14 protein-coding genes are annotated in these 16,167 nt (G+C 52.3%); all 14 read left to right on the forward strand.

Annotated elements, in window-relative coordinates; all coding sequences use genetic code 11:
* Positions 1-164 precede the first annotated feature (164 nt).
* On the forward strand, positions 165-1,616 hold the full coding sequence (nadB, locus tag DXB92_RS09710) for an L-aspartate oxidase (RefSeq protein ID WP_117733731.1): 1,452 nt from the start codon (positions 165-167) through the stop codon (positions 1,614-1,616).
* A 270-nt stretch (positions 1,617-1,886) separates the two neighbouring features.
* Positions 1,887-2,729 carry a carboxylating nicotinate-nucleotide diphosphorylase gene (gene nadC, locus DXB92_RS09715; RefSeq protein WP_117733722.1) on the forward strand — a complete coding sequence of 281 codons (843 nt, stop codon included), beginning with the start codon at positions 1,887-1,889 and terminating at the stop codon, positions 2,727-2,729.
* 750 nt (positions 2,730-3,479) lie between these two features.
* Positions 3,480-5,057 carry a ribonuclease Y gene (gene rny / locus DXB92_RS09725; protein WP_117733732.1) on the forward strand — a complete coding sequence of 526 codons (1,578 nt, stop codon included), beginning with the start codon at positions 3,480-3,482 and terminating at the stop codon, positions 5,055-5,057.
* Between the two features lie 533 nt (positions 5,058-5,590).
* A complete protein-coding gene (locus DXB92_RS09730; protein WP_040646340.1) occupies positions 5,591-5,923 on the forward strand; it encodes a metalloregulator ArsR/SmtB family transcription factor in 333 nt (110 codons plus the stop codon).
* 280 nt (positions 5,924-6,203) lie between these two features.
* Positions 6,204-6,374, forward strand: a complete 171-nt coding sequence (locus tag DXB92_RS09735) for a 4Fe-4S binding protein (protein ID WP_021680415.1) — start codon at positions 6,204-6,206, stop codon at positions 6,372-6,374.
* A 344-nt stretch (positions 6,375-6,718) separates the two neighbouring features.
* Complete coding sequence (locus DXB92_RS09740; protein ID WP_117733724.1) at positions 6,719-7,351, forward strand: hypothetical protein; 633 nt, start codon at positions 6,719-6,721, stop codon at positions 7,349-7,351.
* Between the two features lie 285 nt (positions 7,352-7,636).
* The gene (locus DXB92_RS09745; protein WP_021680418.1) at positions 7,637-7,876 is read left to right on the forward strand and encodes a hypothetical protein; all 240 of its coding nucleotides are present in this window, start codon (positions 7,637-7,639) and stop codon (positions 7,874-7,876) included.
* Complete coding sequence (locus DXB92_RS09750) at positions 7,867-8,148, forward strand: sigma-70 family RNA polymerase sigma factor (RefSeq protein ID WP_040646342.1); 282 nt, start codon at positions 7,867-7,869, stop codon at positions 8,146-8,148. The genes DXB92_RS09745 and DXB92_RS09750 overlap by 10 nt, the downstream gene beginning before the upstream one ends.
* Before the next feature lie 214 nt (positions 8,149-8,362).
* Complete coding sequence (locus DXB92_RS09755; RefSeq protein ID WP_117733725.1) at positions 8,363-9,691, forward strand: aminotransferase class V-fold PLP-dependent enzyme; 1,329 nt, start codon at positions 8,363-8,365, stop codon at positions 9,689-9,691.
* An 11-nt stretch (positions 9,692-9,702) separates the two neighbouring features.
* Positions 9,703-10,671, forward strand: coding sequence for a DNA polymerase III subunit delta' (locus tag DXB92_RS09760; RefSeq protein ID WP_117733726.1), 969 nt, complete (start codon positions 9,703-9,705; stop codon positions 10,669-10,671).
* Positions 10,672-11,022: 351 nt separating this feature from the next.
* Complete coding sequence (locus DXB92_RS09765) at positions 11,023-11,889, forward strand: stage 0 sporulation family protein (protein WP_117733727.1); 867 nt, start codon at positions 11,023-11,025, stop codon at positions 11,887-11,889.
* Positions 11,890-12,123: 234 nt separating this feature from the next.
* Positions 12,124-13,011 carry an N-acetylmuramoyl-L-alanine amidase gene (locus DXB92_RS09770; RefSeq protein ID WP_117733728.1) on the forward strand — a complete coding sequence of 296 codons (888 nt, stop codon included), beginning with the start codon at positions 12,124-12,126 and terminating at the stop codon, positions 13,009-13,011.
* Positions 12,977-13,633, forward strand: coding sequence for an epoxyqueuosine reductase QueH (locus DXB92_RS09775; protein WP_117733729.1), 657 nt, complete (start codon positions 12,977-12,979; stop codon positions 13,631-13,633). The genes DXB92_RS09770 and DXB92_RS09775 overlap by 35 nt, the downstream gene beginning before the upstream one ends.
* 417 nt (positions 13,634-14,050) lie before the next feature.
* Entirely contained in the window at positions 14,051-15,997 is a 1,947-nt protein-coding gene (gene thrS, locus DXB92_RS09780; RefSeq protein WP_117733730.1) for a threonine--tRNA ligase, read from the forward strand.
* Positions 15,998-16,167: the final 170 nt, after the last annotated feature.

A 16,167-nucleotide genomic window follows, 5' to 3' on the forward strand; every position in this document is an offset into this window, starting at 1 on the left:
AGTGTTCCCTTCGCAAAATCAGACAGCCCGATGCAGATCTGGATACGGGCTGACCAAAAGAACCGCCTGACGTGCGAATATCCTGCTGTCGTCAGTGCGTGAAATCGAATTTGGCGGCGGAACTGCCGCGATAAAGGATAGGAAGCGTGAATGTTATGGAAAACATGGAAAACAATTTTGACGTGATCATTGCTGGCTGCGGTGCTGCCGGACTGTACGGTGCCATCAATCTGCCGTCAGACTGCCGGATCCTGCTGCTGTGCAAACAGGAACTGACCCTGTGCAACTCTGCACTGGCTCAGGGCGGGATCGCCGGTGTGTACAAGTCGCCGGAGGATTCCATTGAACTGCACGAGCATGACACCATGGTTGCCGGCGGGTTTACCAACAATCCGGAAACGGTGCACATTCTGACCACACATGCCGCACACGAGATTCAGGCGATTCTGGATTTCGGCGTGGACTTTGACCGGACACCGGACGGTGAACTCCACCGGACACTGGAGGGCGGTCACAGCCGCCACCGCATTTTCCACCACAAAGATGCCACCGGTGCGGAGATCCTGGACAAGCTGATCAAAAAGGTAAAGACCCTGCCCAATGTGACCATTCTGGAACACGCCATGATGACGGGCATGCAAAAGACCGACACCGGCTTTTCTGTCAATGTGATGCAGGGCGGCTCCTGCACCGTGTACAGTAGCCACTTTATGATACTGGCTACCGGCGGCATCGGACGGGTCTACCGGTTCACCACCAATTCCAAGATCGCTACCGGCGACGGCATTGCATTTGCCTATGAAAACGGTGCGGAGATTCGGAACCTGCATCTGATCCAGTTTCACCCCACAGCATTCAACGACCACCACACCAGAGAGTGCTTCCTGATCTCGGAGGCTGTCCGCGGCGAGGGGGCATATCTGCTGAACTGCAACAAGGAACGCTTCATGGACCGGTATGACGAACGGCTGGAGCTGGCTCCCCGTGATGTGGTTTCCCATGCCATTATTCTGGAAAGCCGCAGAACCCATTCTGACAACTTCTATCTGGACATTTCCTATAAGGACTCGGAGTTCATCAAGAACCGGTTCCCCATGATCTACGAAAAGGTTCTGGAACAGGGCTACGACATGACCAAGGAGCCGATTCCGATCTTCCCCTGCCAGCACTACCTCATGGGCGGCATTCAGGTGGACGACAATTCCGAAACCACAGTTCCCAATCTGTACGCTGCCGGCGAATGCTCCCATACCGGTGTACACGGCAACAACCGCCTTGCCAGCAATTCTCTGCTGGAGGCTCTGGTGTTCTCCAGACAGGCGGCACTGGACATTGCCAAGAAGCTGCCGGACGCTCCCAAGACCTTTACCGCCGCAGAATTCCCTGCCAAGCCGAACCCGCAGAAGATTCCGAAAGGACTGCGTACCGAAATTCGGCAGATCATGCAGGACAACTATTTTGTTATTCCCAACAAGGAAAAGCTGCCGGAGGGATTCCGGAGAATCACCGAGATCCGCGACCAGCTGCTGAACGGCAACTATATTGTAGATGCCGACTATGTAGAAGCAAAGTCGCTGGCAACGGTGGCATATATTATTCTGAAAGAAGTACTTTAAGGAAACGCTGAATAAAGCCCGCCTGACGGCTTTGTACGCAATCTGCTTGCAGATTTTCCGTCATATTGCTCAGAAATCCCTTGCAATACGACTGCGTTCGAGGCAGGATTCTGCCCGAGAACAAAGGAGTGTCGCACTAAGATAAATTGCGACCGGCAGTATGCCTGCGGAATTTCTATGCAATCTGCCGAAAAATCTGACTACGCATCTTACGCACAAGCTTTATTCAGTGTTTCCTTTAAGGAATCATCGTGAAAGGAACCATTCCCCATGTTACAGCAAACCTATATTGACCGACTGATTACCACCGCACTGGACGAAGATATTCACTATATCGATGTGACCACTGACAATCTGCTGGACGACGCACACACCAGTGAGGCGTATTATCTGGCAAAGGACAGCGGTGTGCTCTGCGGCATTGACATTGCCAAGCGGGTGTTTGAACTGGTTGGCGGCGACTTCACCATGGATATTCGCATTCATGACGGCGAACCGGTGAAAAAGGGCGATATTATCGCCACCATGACCGGCAGCACCAAGACCCTGCTGAAAGGCGAACGGACTGCCCTGAACATTCTCCAGCACATGAGCGGCATTGCCACTGCCACACACCAGTGCGTGGAGCTGGTGGCTGGCACCAACGCCCAGATCACCGATACCCGCAAGACCCTGCCGGGGCTGCGTCCGCTGCAAAAGTATGCCGTGACGGTGGGCGGCGGCAAGAACCACCGGTACAATCTGTCTGACGGTGCCATGCTGAAGGACAACCACATCGATGCTTACGGCGGCATTACGCCGGCTGTGGCTGCCCTGCGGAAAAAGATCGGGCACATGGTGAAGATCGAAGTGGAAGTGCGGACACTGGAAGAACTGGAAGAAGCCCTGTCTGCCGGTGCGGACATCATCATGCTGGACAACATGAGCTGCGAGGATATGACCAAGGCAGTGCAGCGTGTGGACGGCAAGGTGCTGCTGGAAGCTTCCGGCAACGTGACCGCGGAAACCATTCGGGGCATTGCAGAAACCGGCGTGGACATCATCTCGCTGGGAGCACTGACCCATTCTGTCAAGTGCTTTGATATTTCCATGCGGATCTCTGCAAAGAAATAAAGGCAATTGACCATTCTTGAACCGGCGGCGGGAGATTCCTGTCTGCCGGTTTTTTTGTGTCTTGTAAGGGAAACACTGCACGCATCTTACGCACAAGCTTTATTCAGTGTTTCTCAAGAAAAATGTGAATCTTTCTGCAAACGTCTTGACAATTTCACGGAAACAGTGTAAAATAAAAGTGTTGTATCAAATTACAAACGATTCTCAGTGAAAATGCTGGGTGACGCTGCGTTTTTTGCGTGTGCGTCGTGGTTATTCATGTATCCCGTCTGCCGGCAGATTTGTTCCGGCAATGGGTTCCGATAGAGCAGAGAAGGCAGTTTCTGCGATGTGTGGGAAACCGCTTTTTTTCTGGAAATGGACTTGTGAGCCGTGCGGAACAGGATTCTGCCGCACGGCATACAGGAAAGAAAGGCGATCTTGAACAGCGTTTTGGATGGGATTGTCTATGATCCTCATGATACGTCCTAAGACATCAATGCATAAGGCAATATCGTACAAAGAGCGTCTGGCGATTTTGTGTGATGCTGTCTGAAAGCGATTCGGCGGAACGGAGAATGCCGCGGATTTGCTGTGCAGGACGGAGAGGGGAAGGAGATGCACGTCTTCCTGAGGAGAATTCCCGACTGTCGGGAAACACAAGTGAATACAAGACGCACATGCCGCCTTTGGCAGAACGCCGCTGTGTTGTATACAGATAGACAAATACAAAACAGATTTTAAAGGAGGTAGTGCATAGACATGCAAGCGATGAACTGGGCACTGGCAGCAGTGCTTTGTCTGGTGGCTTTGCTGGTGGGTGCCGCGATTGCCGGATTTCTGGCGTACCGCAAGGGCGTACAGTCCGGCGTTGAACAGCGGAAACAACAGGCAGAAGCTGCTATCGGCTCCGCCGAAAAAGAAGCCGGACGCATTCTGGAAGATGCCAAAAAAGAGGCAGAGGCCAAGCGGAAGAATGCCATGGTGGAAGCAAAAGACGAAATTTATAAACTCCGTTCTGAAGCGGAAAAAGAAATCAAAGACAGACGCTCTGAAATCGGCAGACAGGAACACCGGATTCAGCAGAAAGAGGAAAATCTGGACAAAAAGACAGATAATCTGGACCGGAAGGAAGAATCCCTCAAGCAGCGTCTGAAAAATGCAGACAAGAAGCTGGCAGAGGCGGAAGAAGTCAAGAACAGCCAGCTGAAAGAACTGGAACGCATTTCCGGACTGACACAGGATCAGGCAAAGGAATATATCCTGAGCACGCTGGACAGCGAACTGGTGCACGAAAAGGCTGTGAAGATCTCCTACTATGAGCAGCAGATCAAGGACGAGTGTGAGGAAAAGGCTCGCAGCTATATCTCCCTCGCCATTGCCAAGTGTGCGGCAGATCAGGTTTCGGAAACGGCAGTTTCCGTTGTGGCACTGCCCAACGACGAAATGAAAGGCCGTATCATCGGCAGAGAGGGCAGAAATATCCGGACACTGGAAACCCTCACCGGCGTGGACATCATCATTGACGACACACCGGAGGCAATCGCCCTGTCCTGTTTCGACCATGTTCGTCGGGAAGTGGCAAGGATTGCTCTGGAAAAGCTGATCGCAGACGGCAGAATCCACCCGACCAAGATCGAGGAAATGGTGGAAAAGGCAAAGCGGGAAGTGGAACATCGGATCCGGCAGGAGGGCGAACGTGCCGTGCTGGAAACCAATGTACACGGACTGAACAACGAGTTGGTCAAGCTGCTGGGACGGCTGTATTACCGCACCAGCTATCGGCAGAATGTGCTGATGCACTCTATCGAGGTTTCCAAGCTGTGCGGTGTGCTGGCTTCGGAACTGGGCGTTGATGCCAATCTGGCACGCCGTGCCGGACTGCTCCACGATATTGGTAAGGCTCTGACTGCGGAGATCGAGGGTTCTCATGTACAGATCGGTGTTGATGTTTGCCGGAAGTACAACGAGAGCAACGAGGTCATTCACGCGATCGAGGCTCACCACAACGATGTGGAACCGAAAACTGCAATCGCATGTATCGTACAGGCGGCAGATGCCATTTCTGCGGCACGTCCGGCGGCGAGAAGCGAAAACTACGAGAATTATATCAAGCGGTTACAGAAGCTGGAAGGCATCTGTTCTTCTTATGAGGGCGTAGAAAAGTGCTACGCATTGCAGGCTGGCCGTGAGATTCGTGTCATGGTGGTACCGGAGATCATCAACGATGAAAAAATGGTACTGGTGGCAAGACAGATCGCCAAGCAGATCGAAAACGAAATGGACTATCCGGGTCAGGTCAAGGTCAACCTGATTCGCGAAAGCCGCGTGGTCGATTACGCAAAGTAAAGGCAATACCGCACAAAGATTGTGCGACAGATGCGTCGTCAAATTTTTCGTCAGATGAAACAAAAAGCGGAGTGAATACTTGATGTATTCACGAGCATTTTTGTGAAATATGACGGGAAATTTGCAAGCAGATGACGTGCAAAGTCGCCAGACGCTCTTTGTGCGGTATTGCCTAAAGGCAGATTCGCAATGAAATGAGGAGAGGACAGGGGAACCTGTCCTCTTTTTGTTTGCTTTGGCTAAAAGAATGTGTGCGAATTTGTGCAAAATCACACCAGCTGAAAGATTGACAGAATGCGTAAAAGCATTTGTGCGGTGTTGCCTTTTTTTGAAGAAAATCGGTATGGTTTGGGTTTGGATTCTATTCAGGTTTAGTGCAATGCTGATGCAAGCGGCTGTTTTGTATTTCCGGACATATGCGGAGCAGTGCGTACACGCCGGTGTGGTTGCGGCTTGACAAATTTGTCAAAATATCGTATGATAGAAAGGCAATCAAAAACGCCTGTACTGTTCGAAACGAAAGGGGAATCGCCATGGAGCACAACCATTTACACGATCACGCCGCCGCACTGCCGGCACAGATGCCGCCGGAATCCCAGCTGGCAGATGTGGCAGAACTGTTCAAGATCTTCGGCGATCTGACACGGGTGCGAATTATCTTTGTCCTCTTTCAGCATGAGGAATGTGTTATGGATATTGCCCAGAAGCTGGAAATGACACAGTCTGCCATTTCTCACCAGCTTCGTGTGCTGAAACAGTCCCGTCTGGTCACCAGCCGGCGGGAGGGAAAGACCATTTTCTATGCACTGGCGGATTCCCACATCTCCTCCATTTTCGGACAGGCTCTGGAACACATTCAGGAATGACTCTAAGGCAACACCGCACAAAGCCCGCCTGACGGCTTTGCACGCAATCTGCGTGCAGATTTTCCGTCATATTGCCCAGAAATCCCTTGCCATACGGCAGTATGCCTGCGGAATTTCTAGGCAATCTGCCGAAAAATCTGACAACGCACCTTACGCACAAGCTTTGTGCGGTGTTGCCCTAAAAATGTTTGAGAAAACGCTTGCTTTTTCCACGGCAATCTGCTATAATAAGAAATAGCAGAGAATACTCTGCGGAAACCAACACGGAGGTGAATTTCTCATGGCATATAAAATTACAGATTCCTGCATCAGCTGCGGTACATGTAAGGACGCATGTCCGGTGGACGCAATCTCTGAAGGTGCTGACAAGTATGAAATCGCTGAAGATGCTTGCATTTCCTGCGGTTCTTGTGCATCGGAATGTCCGGCAGATGCAATTGAAGCTGACTAAGCTTTTGTAAACAAACGGCAAAAAAGCTGTTCCGTTCCGGCTTCACACTGGAAACGGACGGCTTTTTCTTTTAGGGAAACACTGCATAAAGCTTGCACGCAGATTGCGTGCGAAGCTGTCCGGCGGGCTTTATGCAGTGTTCCCTTAGATAAGGCAATACCGCACAAAGAGCGTCTGGCGACTTTGCACGCCATCTGCTTGCAAATTTCCCGTCATATTTCACAAAAATGCTCGTGAATACATCAAGTATTCACTCCGCTTTTTGTTTCATCTGACGAAAAATTTGACGACGCATCTGTCGCACAATCTTTGTGCGGTATTGCCATAAGGAAAGGGACGGATTTATGATGAAAAAGCAGATGCAGAAAGCGGTCTGTCTGCTGTTGGGCAGTGTACTGCTGCTGTCTATGGGTGCCTGCGGCAAAAAAGACAAAACTTCTGCCCGCGATGTGACTGACGGTTCTTCTGTAACGGCAACCCAGACTACACAGGTTGTCAGAGAGATCAAGAGCCATAAGGGCGAGATCGGTGAGGAGATGCAGTATCAGGATGTAGATGCCGTGATGAAAAAAGCATACGTTTCTGACTACACATTCTCGGAAAACGGCAGCGAGATCGGTCTGACATTCTTCGAATTTGAGATCACCAACAATAGTGAGGACGAACTGGCGGTGGACTTGCTGTCACAGACATTCGGTCTGACGGTAGACGGCGAGGCGTACCCCGGTGTCAGCATTCGCAGTCCGCGGTTTATCTATAAGGAATTCGGTGATTCAGGCAAGACGTTCGACACCGCGATCCAGCCCGGAGAAACCCGCGACGGCTATATCTGTATGGAAGTGCCGGCAGATTTCCAGAGCCTTCGCATCACCTATTTCCCCAGAGCTGGCTTTTTGGACTGGGACGAGGCATTCCTCTTTGACATCGATCGTTCGGACATGGAAGCTGCACCGGAGCCGGTGGAAGCATTCCAGTAAGAGCCTGCCTGCAAACGGGCTTTGTGCGGTGTTGCCTCAGATACAAAAAGCAAACGGCAGGCAGATACAAATGCCTGCCGTTTTTCTTGCACAGAACAAAGGCAATACCGCACAAAGTTTACCGATCAGTTTTGCATGCAATTCCCGAAAAATCGAAGTATTGATCTGACGCATCATGTTGCCTTGCAAAAAAAGTTTAGTTTTTCAGAACTTACACTTGACTTTTGCAGAACATTCTGGTACAATCCGGTTTGACAAAAGAAATTTGTCAGAAGGGAGTATCGAATGAGAAATATGCAAAAAATGTGGGAAGACTATGCAAAGGAAGTGCAGGTGCTGCGGGAACGTATCGCAGAACTGCGGGAGGTCTTGCAGCGGGACAAGACGATGGCACCGCTGGAACGGCAGGAACTGGAGGCACGGAAACGCCTGCTGAGTGAAGAAGTGCGGGATATGGAACGGAGCATGGCGGACATCGCGGTCTATGCCGAAAATGAAAAGGCAGGCGAATCGGCATGTGCATGACAAAAGCCGCCTGGGAACAGATGTTGTTTTCCGTGGATTTTCATCTGGACCGGCAGGAAAAACAGCGTGCCGCCTGTCTGGCTGCCAGAAACATTCTGGAACATGACATTTCTGCAAGACAGAAACAAGTCCTCCTGCTGTACTATGGAGAGGGAAAGAAAATGGCGGATATTGCACAGCTGCTGGGGGTGAACATTTCCACGGTATCCCGCACCCACCGCCGTGCCTGTGCCGCCGTTCAAAAGCGGCTGAAAGCCTGCGGGCTTTTATAAGGAAACACTGCATAAAGCCCGCCTGACGGCTTTGCACGCAATCTGCTTGCAGATTTTCCGTCATATTGCCCAGAAATCCCTTGCCATACATCCAGTATGCCTGCGGAATTTCTGAGCAATCTGCCGAAAAATCTGACTACGCATCTTACGCACAAGCTTTATGCAGTGTTTCCTAAAGAAATACCGCACAAAATCATTGGAGAATCGATCGATCATGAATACACCAGTCTATGACTTTTTGATACAATACGCAGAGCGGGACCCTGTCCGGCTGCATATGCCCGGACACAAGGGCAGATTCGGGGCACCGGCGTTGCAGCGTGCCACGACACTGGATCTGACGGAAATCACCGGTGCGGACAGTCTGTTCGAAGCCGAGGGCATTCTGGCGGAGAGTGAACGGAATGCCGCTTCGCTCTATGGAACGGCGTATACGTTTTATTCCTGCGGCGGCTCGACCCTCTGCATTCAGACCATGCTCTTGCTGATGAAACAGCAGGGGCGGGCGGTGCTGGCGGCGAGAAATGTGCATCGGGCATTTTTGAATACCTGTGTGCTGCTGGACCTGCCGGTGCAGTGGATCTATCCCCGCGAAAGTGACGGCATTTTGTCCGGTACCTATGATCTGGCGGATTTTGAGGCCGCATTGCAGCAGCAGACCCGACCGGCGTGTGTCTATGTCACTTCGCCGGACTATCTGGGGCGTATGGCGGATATTGCCGGTCTGGCGGAACTGTGCCACCGGTATCACGCGAAGCTGCTGGTGGACAATGCACACGGAGCACATCTGGCGTTTCTGCCGTGGCGGTGTCACCCGATCCAATTGGGGGCGGACTACTGCTGCGACTCTGCACATAAGATGCTGTCGGGGCTGACCGGTACTGCCTATCTGCATGTCCGCAGCGATATTGATGTGGAACCGGAACGGGTGCGGGACGCGATGGCAATGTTCGGCTCGACCAGCCCCTCGTATCTGATGCTGGCTTCGCTGGACTGGTGCAATCGGGAACTGGCTTCGCCCTTGTTCCGGAAACAGCTGGAGGAAGTGCTCGACCGCATTCAGCAGCTGAAGTGCCGGTTTTCGCCACGTTATTGTTTCGTAGACGGTGACCCCATGCACCTGACTATAGATGCGGCGGCAGGCGGATTTCACGGGCTGGAACTGGCGGCGTATCTGGAACAGCATGAAGCTTTTGTGGAGTATGCCGATGCATTTCATGTGGTGCTGCTCTGTTCGGCAGCCAATACCGATCGGGACTTTGACATTCTGGAGCAGCTGCTGGAAAGGTTTTCGCCTACACCGGCGGAATCCGGAGAAAAGTACGCTCTGCCCAGACCGGAAAAGGTCTGCGGGATTCGGGAGGCGGCACTGGCTCCGCAGGAGATTGTGCCTATCGGGGAGAGCAGCGGACGGATTTGTGCCGCGGTGAAAGTGCCCTGTCCGCCGGCAGTGCCCATTGTGCTTAGCGGAGAACGAATCGATGCCCGCTGCATTGCGGTTTGTGAGGCTTATGGAATTACGGAGATCAGCGTCGTACAGTAGGAGGTGGCGGCATGGCACAGTTTTACGGCAATGAACAGATACAGCACACCCTGCACCAGATGCTTTTGCGGGACAGGGCTCCCCACGGATTCCTCTTTTACGGGGAAACTGGTCTGGGGAAAAAGACGCTGGCAAAGCAGTTTCTGGCAGAACTGCTCTGCACAGGAACGGAAAAGCCCTGCGGCAGCTGCAAATCCTGCAAAATGCTGGCGGACGGTGTGCATCCGGACGTGCGGTTTGTGGAACACAGCGGCAAGCGAAACGGCTTTTCCGTGGACACGGTGCGGGAGGTGTGCGTGGATCTGGCATCGCCGCCCAACGAGGGCAATGCCAAGTGCTATGTCTTTGGGGACTGTGATGCAATGGACACCCGCACCCAGAATCTGCTGTTGAAAGCGGTGGAAGAACCGCCGGCTTATGGGTATTTTATTTTTACGGCAACTTCTCCGGCATCGCTGCTGCCTACGGTGCGTTCCCGTATCGTGTCGCTGGCGGTGTCGCCGGTGACGGAACAGGAATGCTGTGCTGCACTGGCGGAACGGGGCTTTTCGCCGGAAGATGCCGCAGAAGCGGTGGCGGCGTTCCATGGGAACATCGGGCAGTGCTTAAATTTTTTGGAAAATATGCCAATTCGTGAGGTCGTTGGATTGACAAAAACCGCAATCAATAGTATAATAAATAAGAATGAGTATGCGTTGCTGCAAACCGTTTCGGTGCTGGGAAAGGAACGGGAACGGACGTTTTTGTTCCTGAACCTGTTTGACCGGTGCATTCGTGATGCCATTGTGTGGAAGCATGACCCCTGTGCGGCGGGAATCGGCTGTGATGCGGCAGGGTCGAAAAAGCTGGCAGAACGGCTTTCCGACAGTGCCGGACAGGCAATGCATTGTGCTGTGGACAGTACCTACGGGGCAATGGAGGCAAATGTCAACCTGCCGCTGGCACTGGCAGCTTTTTGTGCAGACTGCATGGACGCGTAACAGCTTCTCATTCCGGAAATGAAATTTCGGGGCGTTGGCTCTATGTATAGAACCTGCCTTCACAAGCGTATACACGTGTCTTTTCGGCAAATTTTGCTGCATACTGCGTAAAAAATTATGGGCAATACCGCACAAAGAACGTCTGTCGACTTTGCACGCCATCTGCTTGCAAATTTCCCGTCATATTTCACAAAAATGCTCGTGAATACATCAAGTATTCACTCCGCTTTTTGTTTCATCTGACGAAAAATTTGACGACGCATCTGTCGCACAATCTTTGTGCGGTATTGCCTATGCTCGAAAACCCACATATATTTCTTGTGAAGACAGGTTCATAGAAAGGAAGAAAGTATGGTTGAAATCATCGGCGTTCGGTTTCAGAACGGCGGAAAGGTCTACTATTTCTCTCCGGACAGCTGGAAGGTGAAACAGGGAGATCTTGTCATCACCGAAACTTCCCGCGGGACGGAATGCGGAGAAGTTGCGATCGCCAATAAACAGATCCCCAAGGAGCAGGTGACAGTGCCGCTGAAGCCGATCCTGCGGGTCGCCACGCGGGAGGATCGCCGGACACTGGAACAAAATCGCAAAAAGGAAGAACGTGCTTTTCAGGTCTGCCAGCAGAAGATCGCCTATCGAAAGCTGAAAATGAATCTGGTAGATGTGGAATGCACATTCGACAACAGCAAGCTGCTGTTTTATTTCACCGCGGACAACCGCGTGGACTTTCGGGAACTGGTCAAAGATCTGGCGGCAGTGTTCCGGACAAGAATCGAACTGCGGCAGATCGGCGTGCGGGATAAGGCGAAGATCCTGGGCGGTATCGGTATCTGCGGCAGAGAATTCTGCTGCAAGGGACACTTGCAGGATTTCCAGCCGGTTTCCATTCGCATGGCAAAGGAACAGGGGCTTTCCCTGAATCCGACGAAGATCTCCGGCTGCTGCGGCAGACTGATGTGCTGCCTGAAATATGAGCAGAACGTCTATGAGGAACTGCTCCGCATTACCCCGAAGGTCGGGGCGATCGTCACCATGACAGACGGCACCAGGGCAAAGGTCTGCGAAACCAATCCGCTGACTGGCGATCTGAAGGTGATTTCAGAAAAATCCGATGTGCCGGTAAAGGTCAAGCGGGACGACGTGAAGCTGCTGCGGGACGGAAAAATCAAGGTCGATGCGGCAGAACGCAAGGCATTGAAATCGTTAGAGGATAAGTAAGGGCAATACCGCACAAAGATTGTGCGACAGATGCGTCGTCAAATTTTTCGTCAGATGAAACAAAAAGCGGAGTGAATACTGGATGTATTCACGAGCATTTTTGTGAAATATGACGGGAAATTTGCAAGCAGATGGCGTGCAAAGTCGCCAGATGCTCTTTGTGCGGTATTGCCTAAGGATTCAAATTCGGGCAGACCGGCTCCCCACCGGTCTGCATATAGGAGGTATTTTTTTATGGCATCTCAAAGTAAACGCCGCCGTGTCCGGTATGACCGGATTCTGGCAGTTCTTCTGGTTCTGATCCTGCTGATCGTACTGTTGGTGAAGTGCTGTTCCAGCTGCTCCAGCAACAAGGACAAGAAGAACGACAATGTGACTACCACACCTACTCAGGCGACCACAGCTCCCACAGAGGCAGATAACACGAAAACCGTTTATCTGAGCCCGTCCAATCAGGAGGACAACAAGTTCTATGTGGGCGACACCAACGAAGCTGCGGTCTGCCGCATTCTGGCACAAAAGACGGCTGCCATTCTGGAACAGTCCGGCGTGAACGTCATCGTTGCCGGCGATGCTGACAGCATTCAGACCAAGACAGCGGCCGGCGATCAGAATCTGGCGGCATATGTGGCAATCCACACCAACGCCGGTACCGGTGTCGGCACAGACTGCTATTACAATGCCAATTCCGAAGCCAGCAAGAGTCTGGCACAGGCGGTGTATGATCCGGTGGCAGCCCTGACTCCCACAGATGACAAGGGTCTGATCGACGGTTCGGACAGCAATTCTGAAAATTATCAGTATGAAGTGGGTGCCAACAAGAGCCCCAGCTGTCTGATCGAAGTGGAATATCACGACGGTCCCAATGTGGCACAGTGGATTCTGGACAATGAGGACAACATCGCTTCTGCACTGGCACAGGGTATTTGCAGCTATTTGCAGGTAGCTACTCCCACAAGCGGTGCAGCAGTGACCACCGCAGCACTGGGCGGTGATGTGAACAGCACGACAACGGCAGTGATCGGCGGAGCAGATGCTCTGGCAACTACTGCTGCATTTGGTGCAGAGGGAACAACAGGCACAGAAAATGCGATCCAAAATCAATTATCAGCTGGAAACTGACCGGATCCTGGCACAGCTGCCGGCGGAACGGACACCGACACTGTTTCTGCATGCCTGCTGTGCTCCGTGCAGCAGTTATGTGCTGGAGTATCTGAGCCGGTATTTTGCCATTACGCTGTTCTTCTATAATCCCAACATTTCGCCGGAGGCGGAGTATCTGCACCGGAAAGCTGAGTTGTGCCGGCTGGTGCAGGAATTACCGCTGGGGAATCCGGTGACGGTGGTGGATGGCGATTATCTGCCGGAACGGTTCTATGCTCTTGCCAAAGGGCTGGAGCAGGAGCCGGAACGGGGAGCACGCTGTCAGAAGTGTATCGGACACCGTCTGGAAGAAACATTTCGGGCGGCGGCAGCACTGGAAGTGTTACCGGATTTTGTCTGCACCACGCTGACCATCAGCCCCCATAAAGACGCGGTGTTTATCAACACCAGAGGATCGGAACTGGCGGAGCAGTACGGCATCCCGTGGCTGCCCACGGACTTCAAGAAAAAGGGTGGCTATCAGCGTTCGATCGTGCTGTCCAGAGAGTATGACCTCTATCGGCAGAACTTCTGCGGCTGTGTCTACAGCCGGCTGGAGGCGGAACGGCGGGAAAAACAGGAGGCATCTTGCGAGGATTGAAAGCCTGTGGAATAGCAGGGCTGCACTGCGAGAATTTTTGCAAAAAACAGTTGACAAGCTTCGGCGATTGTGCTATACTAGTCCTTAGAGCGTTGAAGGGAACGGCACATTTCGCCGAAGCTTTTTGCAGAGAACCGCTGTCACCGGCTGAAAGCAGCGGGAAAAAGTGAAGAAATTTGCACACCACTCCCCGAGTCTGCCCAATCCGCAGCGGTCTGTCCCCGTTATCGGACACCACGAGGTGTATGTGTCTTTGGCACGTGCATGAAACAAGGGTGGAACCACGATAGATTTTTCATCGTCCCTTGCACAGCCCTTTACTGTGTAAGGGACTTTTTGCATTTACTTTGGGAAATGCCGCACACGGCACGTCTGATGTATCGGGCGTTTCCCGCATTCTGGAAAGGAAGATGGATCATGATCAAACTGACATTGAAAGACGGCAGCATTCGGGAACTGGAAGCTCCCACAGCTGCGGCAGAAGTCATTAAGGGCATCGGCATGGGGCTGTACAAGGCTTCCTGCTGTGTCAAGCTGGACGGAGAGGTCTGTGACCTGCGTACCGTTATCGACCACGACTGCACATTTGAAGTCATGACCTTCGACAGCGAAGAAGGTAAGAAAACATTCTGGCACACCGCTTCTCACGTGCTGGCACAGGCTGTCAAGCACCTGTATCCGGAGGCAAAGCTGGCGATCGGACCGGCAATCGATACCGGTTTCTATTACGACTTTGACGTAGAACATCCGTTCAGTCAGGAAGAACTGACTAAGATCGAAGCCGAGATGAAGAAGATCGTCAAGGCAAACGAAAAGCTGGAACAGTTCTATCTGTCGCCGGAAGAAGCTGTGGCTAAGCTGAAAGGAATGGACGAACCCTATAAGGTAGAGCTGTGCGAGGAGCACGCCGGAAACGGTGAGCCGATCTCGTTCTATCAGCAGGGCGATTTCACAGATCTGTGTGCCGGTCCGCACCTGATGTCTACCGGTACGATCAAGGCGTTCAAGCTGCTGTCCTGCACCGGTGCATACTGGAGAGGTTCAGAAAAGAACAAGATGCTGTCCCGTGTCTATGCGGTGGCATTCCCCAAGGCAGCAATGCTGGAAGAACATCTGGCAAAGCTGGAAGAAGCCAAGAAGCGTGACCACAATAAGCTGGGACGGGAACTGGAATATTTCACCACTGTTGACGTTATCGGTCAGGGCCTGCCGGTGCTGCTGCCCAAGGGTGCCAGAGTGGTACAGCTGTTACAGCGTTGGGTAGAAGATGTGGAACAGGCACACGGCTGCCTGCTGACTAAGACGCCGCTGCTGGCAAAGCGGGAACTGTACAAGATTTCCGGTCACTGGGATCACTATCTGGACGGCATGTTCGTACTGGGCGATCCTCACGACGAAACCAAGGACTGCTTCGCTCTGCGTCCGATGACCTGCCCGTTCCAGTATCAGGTATATCTGAACCGGCAGCGTTCATACCGTGATCTGCCGATGCGTCTGACAGAAACTTCGACGCTGTTCCGGAACGAGGACTCCGGCGAAATGCACGGTCTGATCCGCGTTCGTCAGTTCACCATTTCTGAGGGACACTATATTCTGCGTCCGGATCAGCTGGAAGATGAATTCAAGAACTGCCTGCAGCTGGCAAAGTATTTCCTGGATACAGTCGGACTGCTGGACGACTGCACATTCCGGTTCTCCCAGTGGGATCCGGCAAATCCGGGCAACAAGTACGAGGGTACACCGGAGCAGTGGGAAGAAGCACAGCGTGTCATGGGCAACATTCTGGATCACTTGGGCTTGAAGTATGAGATCGGCATCGACGAGGCGGCTTTCTACGGTCCGAAGCTGGATATTCAGTACAAGAACGTATTCGGCAAGGAAGACACACTGGTCACCATTCAGATCGATATGCTGCTGGCAGAGCGTTTCGGCATGTACTACAAGGATAAGGACGGTCAGAAGAAGCTGCCGTACATCATTCACAGAACATCGCTGGGCTGCTATGAGCGTACACTGGCATACATGATCGAACACTTCGGCGGTGCAATGCCGCTGTGGATCGCTCCGGAACAGGTTCGTCTGGTGCCCATTGCAGACCGTCATCTGGACTTTGCATATGAGGTCAAGAAGGAACTGGAAGCTGCTGGTCTGCGTGTCGAGGTGGACAGCCGTGCCGAAAAGGTGGGCTGGAAGATCCGTCAGGCAACGATGGAAAAGGTGCCGTATATGCTGACTGTTGGCGACAAGGAATGCGAAGAAAAGACAGTCGCAGTCCGCAAGCGTAACGGCGAAGATCTGGGCAGCATGACGGTGGCAGAACTGACAGCAAAGCTGGTCGAAGAAGTCCGCACCAAGCAGAAGTAATCAGACAATGCAGCAGAAGCTGCTGTATAACAGAACAGAAAAAGGCGAACGTTTCGGCGTTCGCCTTTTTTGCCGGTATTTCGCGGAAAAATTGAAAAAGTATACATTTTCCAATTGTGAACTGACCCCAAAAAGTTAGACAAAGATTCAAAAGAAAATCTATGCAAAGC

Origin of the sequence: Ruminococcus sp. OM06-36AC (assembly GCF_003438725.1) — a bacterium.
GTDB classification, from domain to species: Bacteria; Bacillota; Clostridia; order Oscillospirales; family Ruminococcaceae; genus Ruminococcus_C; species Ruminococcus_C callidus.

Excerpts from the sequence above, each read along its gene's own strand:
- nadB (WP_117733731.1), top strand. The coding sequence starts at position 165 with ATGGAAAACAATTTTGACGTGATCATTGCTGGCTGCGGTGCTGCCGGA.
- nadC (WP_117733722.1), top strand. The coding sequence starts at position 1,887 with ATGTTACAGCAAACCTATATTGACCGACTGATTACCACCGCACTGGAC.
- rny (WP_117733732.1), top strand. The coding sequence starts at position 3,480 with ATGAACTGGGCACTGGCAGCAGTGCTTTGTCTGGTGGCTTTGCTGGTG.
- DXB92_RS09730 (WP_040646340.1), top strand. The coding sequence starts at position 5,591 with ATGGAGCACAACCATTTACACGATCACGCCGCCGCACTGCCGGCACAG.
- DXB92_RS09735 (WP_021680415.1), top strand. The coding sequence starts at position 6,204 with ATGGCATATAAAATTACAGATTCCTGCATCAGCTGCGGTACATGTAAG.
- DXB92_RS09740 (WP_117733724.1), top strand. The coding sequence starts at position 6,719 with ATGATGAAAAAGCAGATGCAGAAAGCGGTCTGTCTGCTGTTGGGCAGT.
- DXB92_RS09745 (WP_021680418.1), top strand. The coding sequence starts at position 7,637 with ATGAGAAATATGCAAAAAATGTGGGAAGACTATGCAAAGGAAGTGCAG.
- DXB92_RS09750 (WP_040646342.1), top strand. The coding sequence starts at position 7,867 with ATGTGCATGACAAAAGCCGCCTGGGAACAGATGTTGTTTTCCGTGGAT.
- DXB92_RS09755 (WP_117733725.1), top strand. The coding sequence starts at position 8,363 with ATGAATACACCAGTCTATGACTTTTTGATACAATACGCAGAGCGGGAC.
- DXB92_RS09760 (WP_117733726.1), top strand. The coding sequence starts at position 9,703 with ATGGCACAGTTTTACGGCAATGAACAGATACAGCACACCCTGCACCAG.
- DXB92_RS09765 (WP_117733727.1), top strand. The coding sequence starts at position 11,023 with ATGGTTGAAATCATCGGCGTTCGGTTTCAGAACGGCGGAAAGGTCTAC.
- DXB92_RS09770 (WP_117733728.1), top strand. The coding sequence starts at position 12,124 with ATGGCATCTCAAAGTAAACGCCGCCGTGTCCGGTATGACCGGATTCTG.
- DXB92_RS09775 (WP_117733729.1), top strand. The coding sequence starts at position 12,977 with ATGCGATCCAAAATCAATTATCAGCTGGAAACTGACCGGATCCTGGCA.
- thrS (WP_117733730.1), top strand. The coding sequence starts at position 14,051 with ATGATCAAACTGACATTGAAAGACGGCAGCATTCGGGAACTGGAAGCT.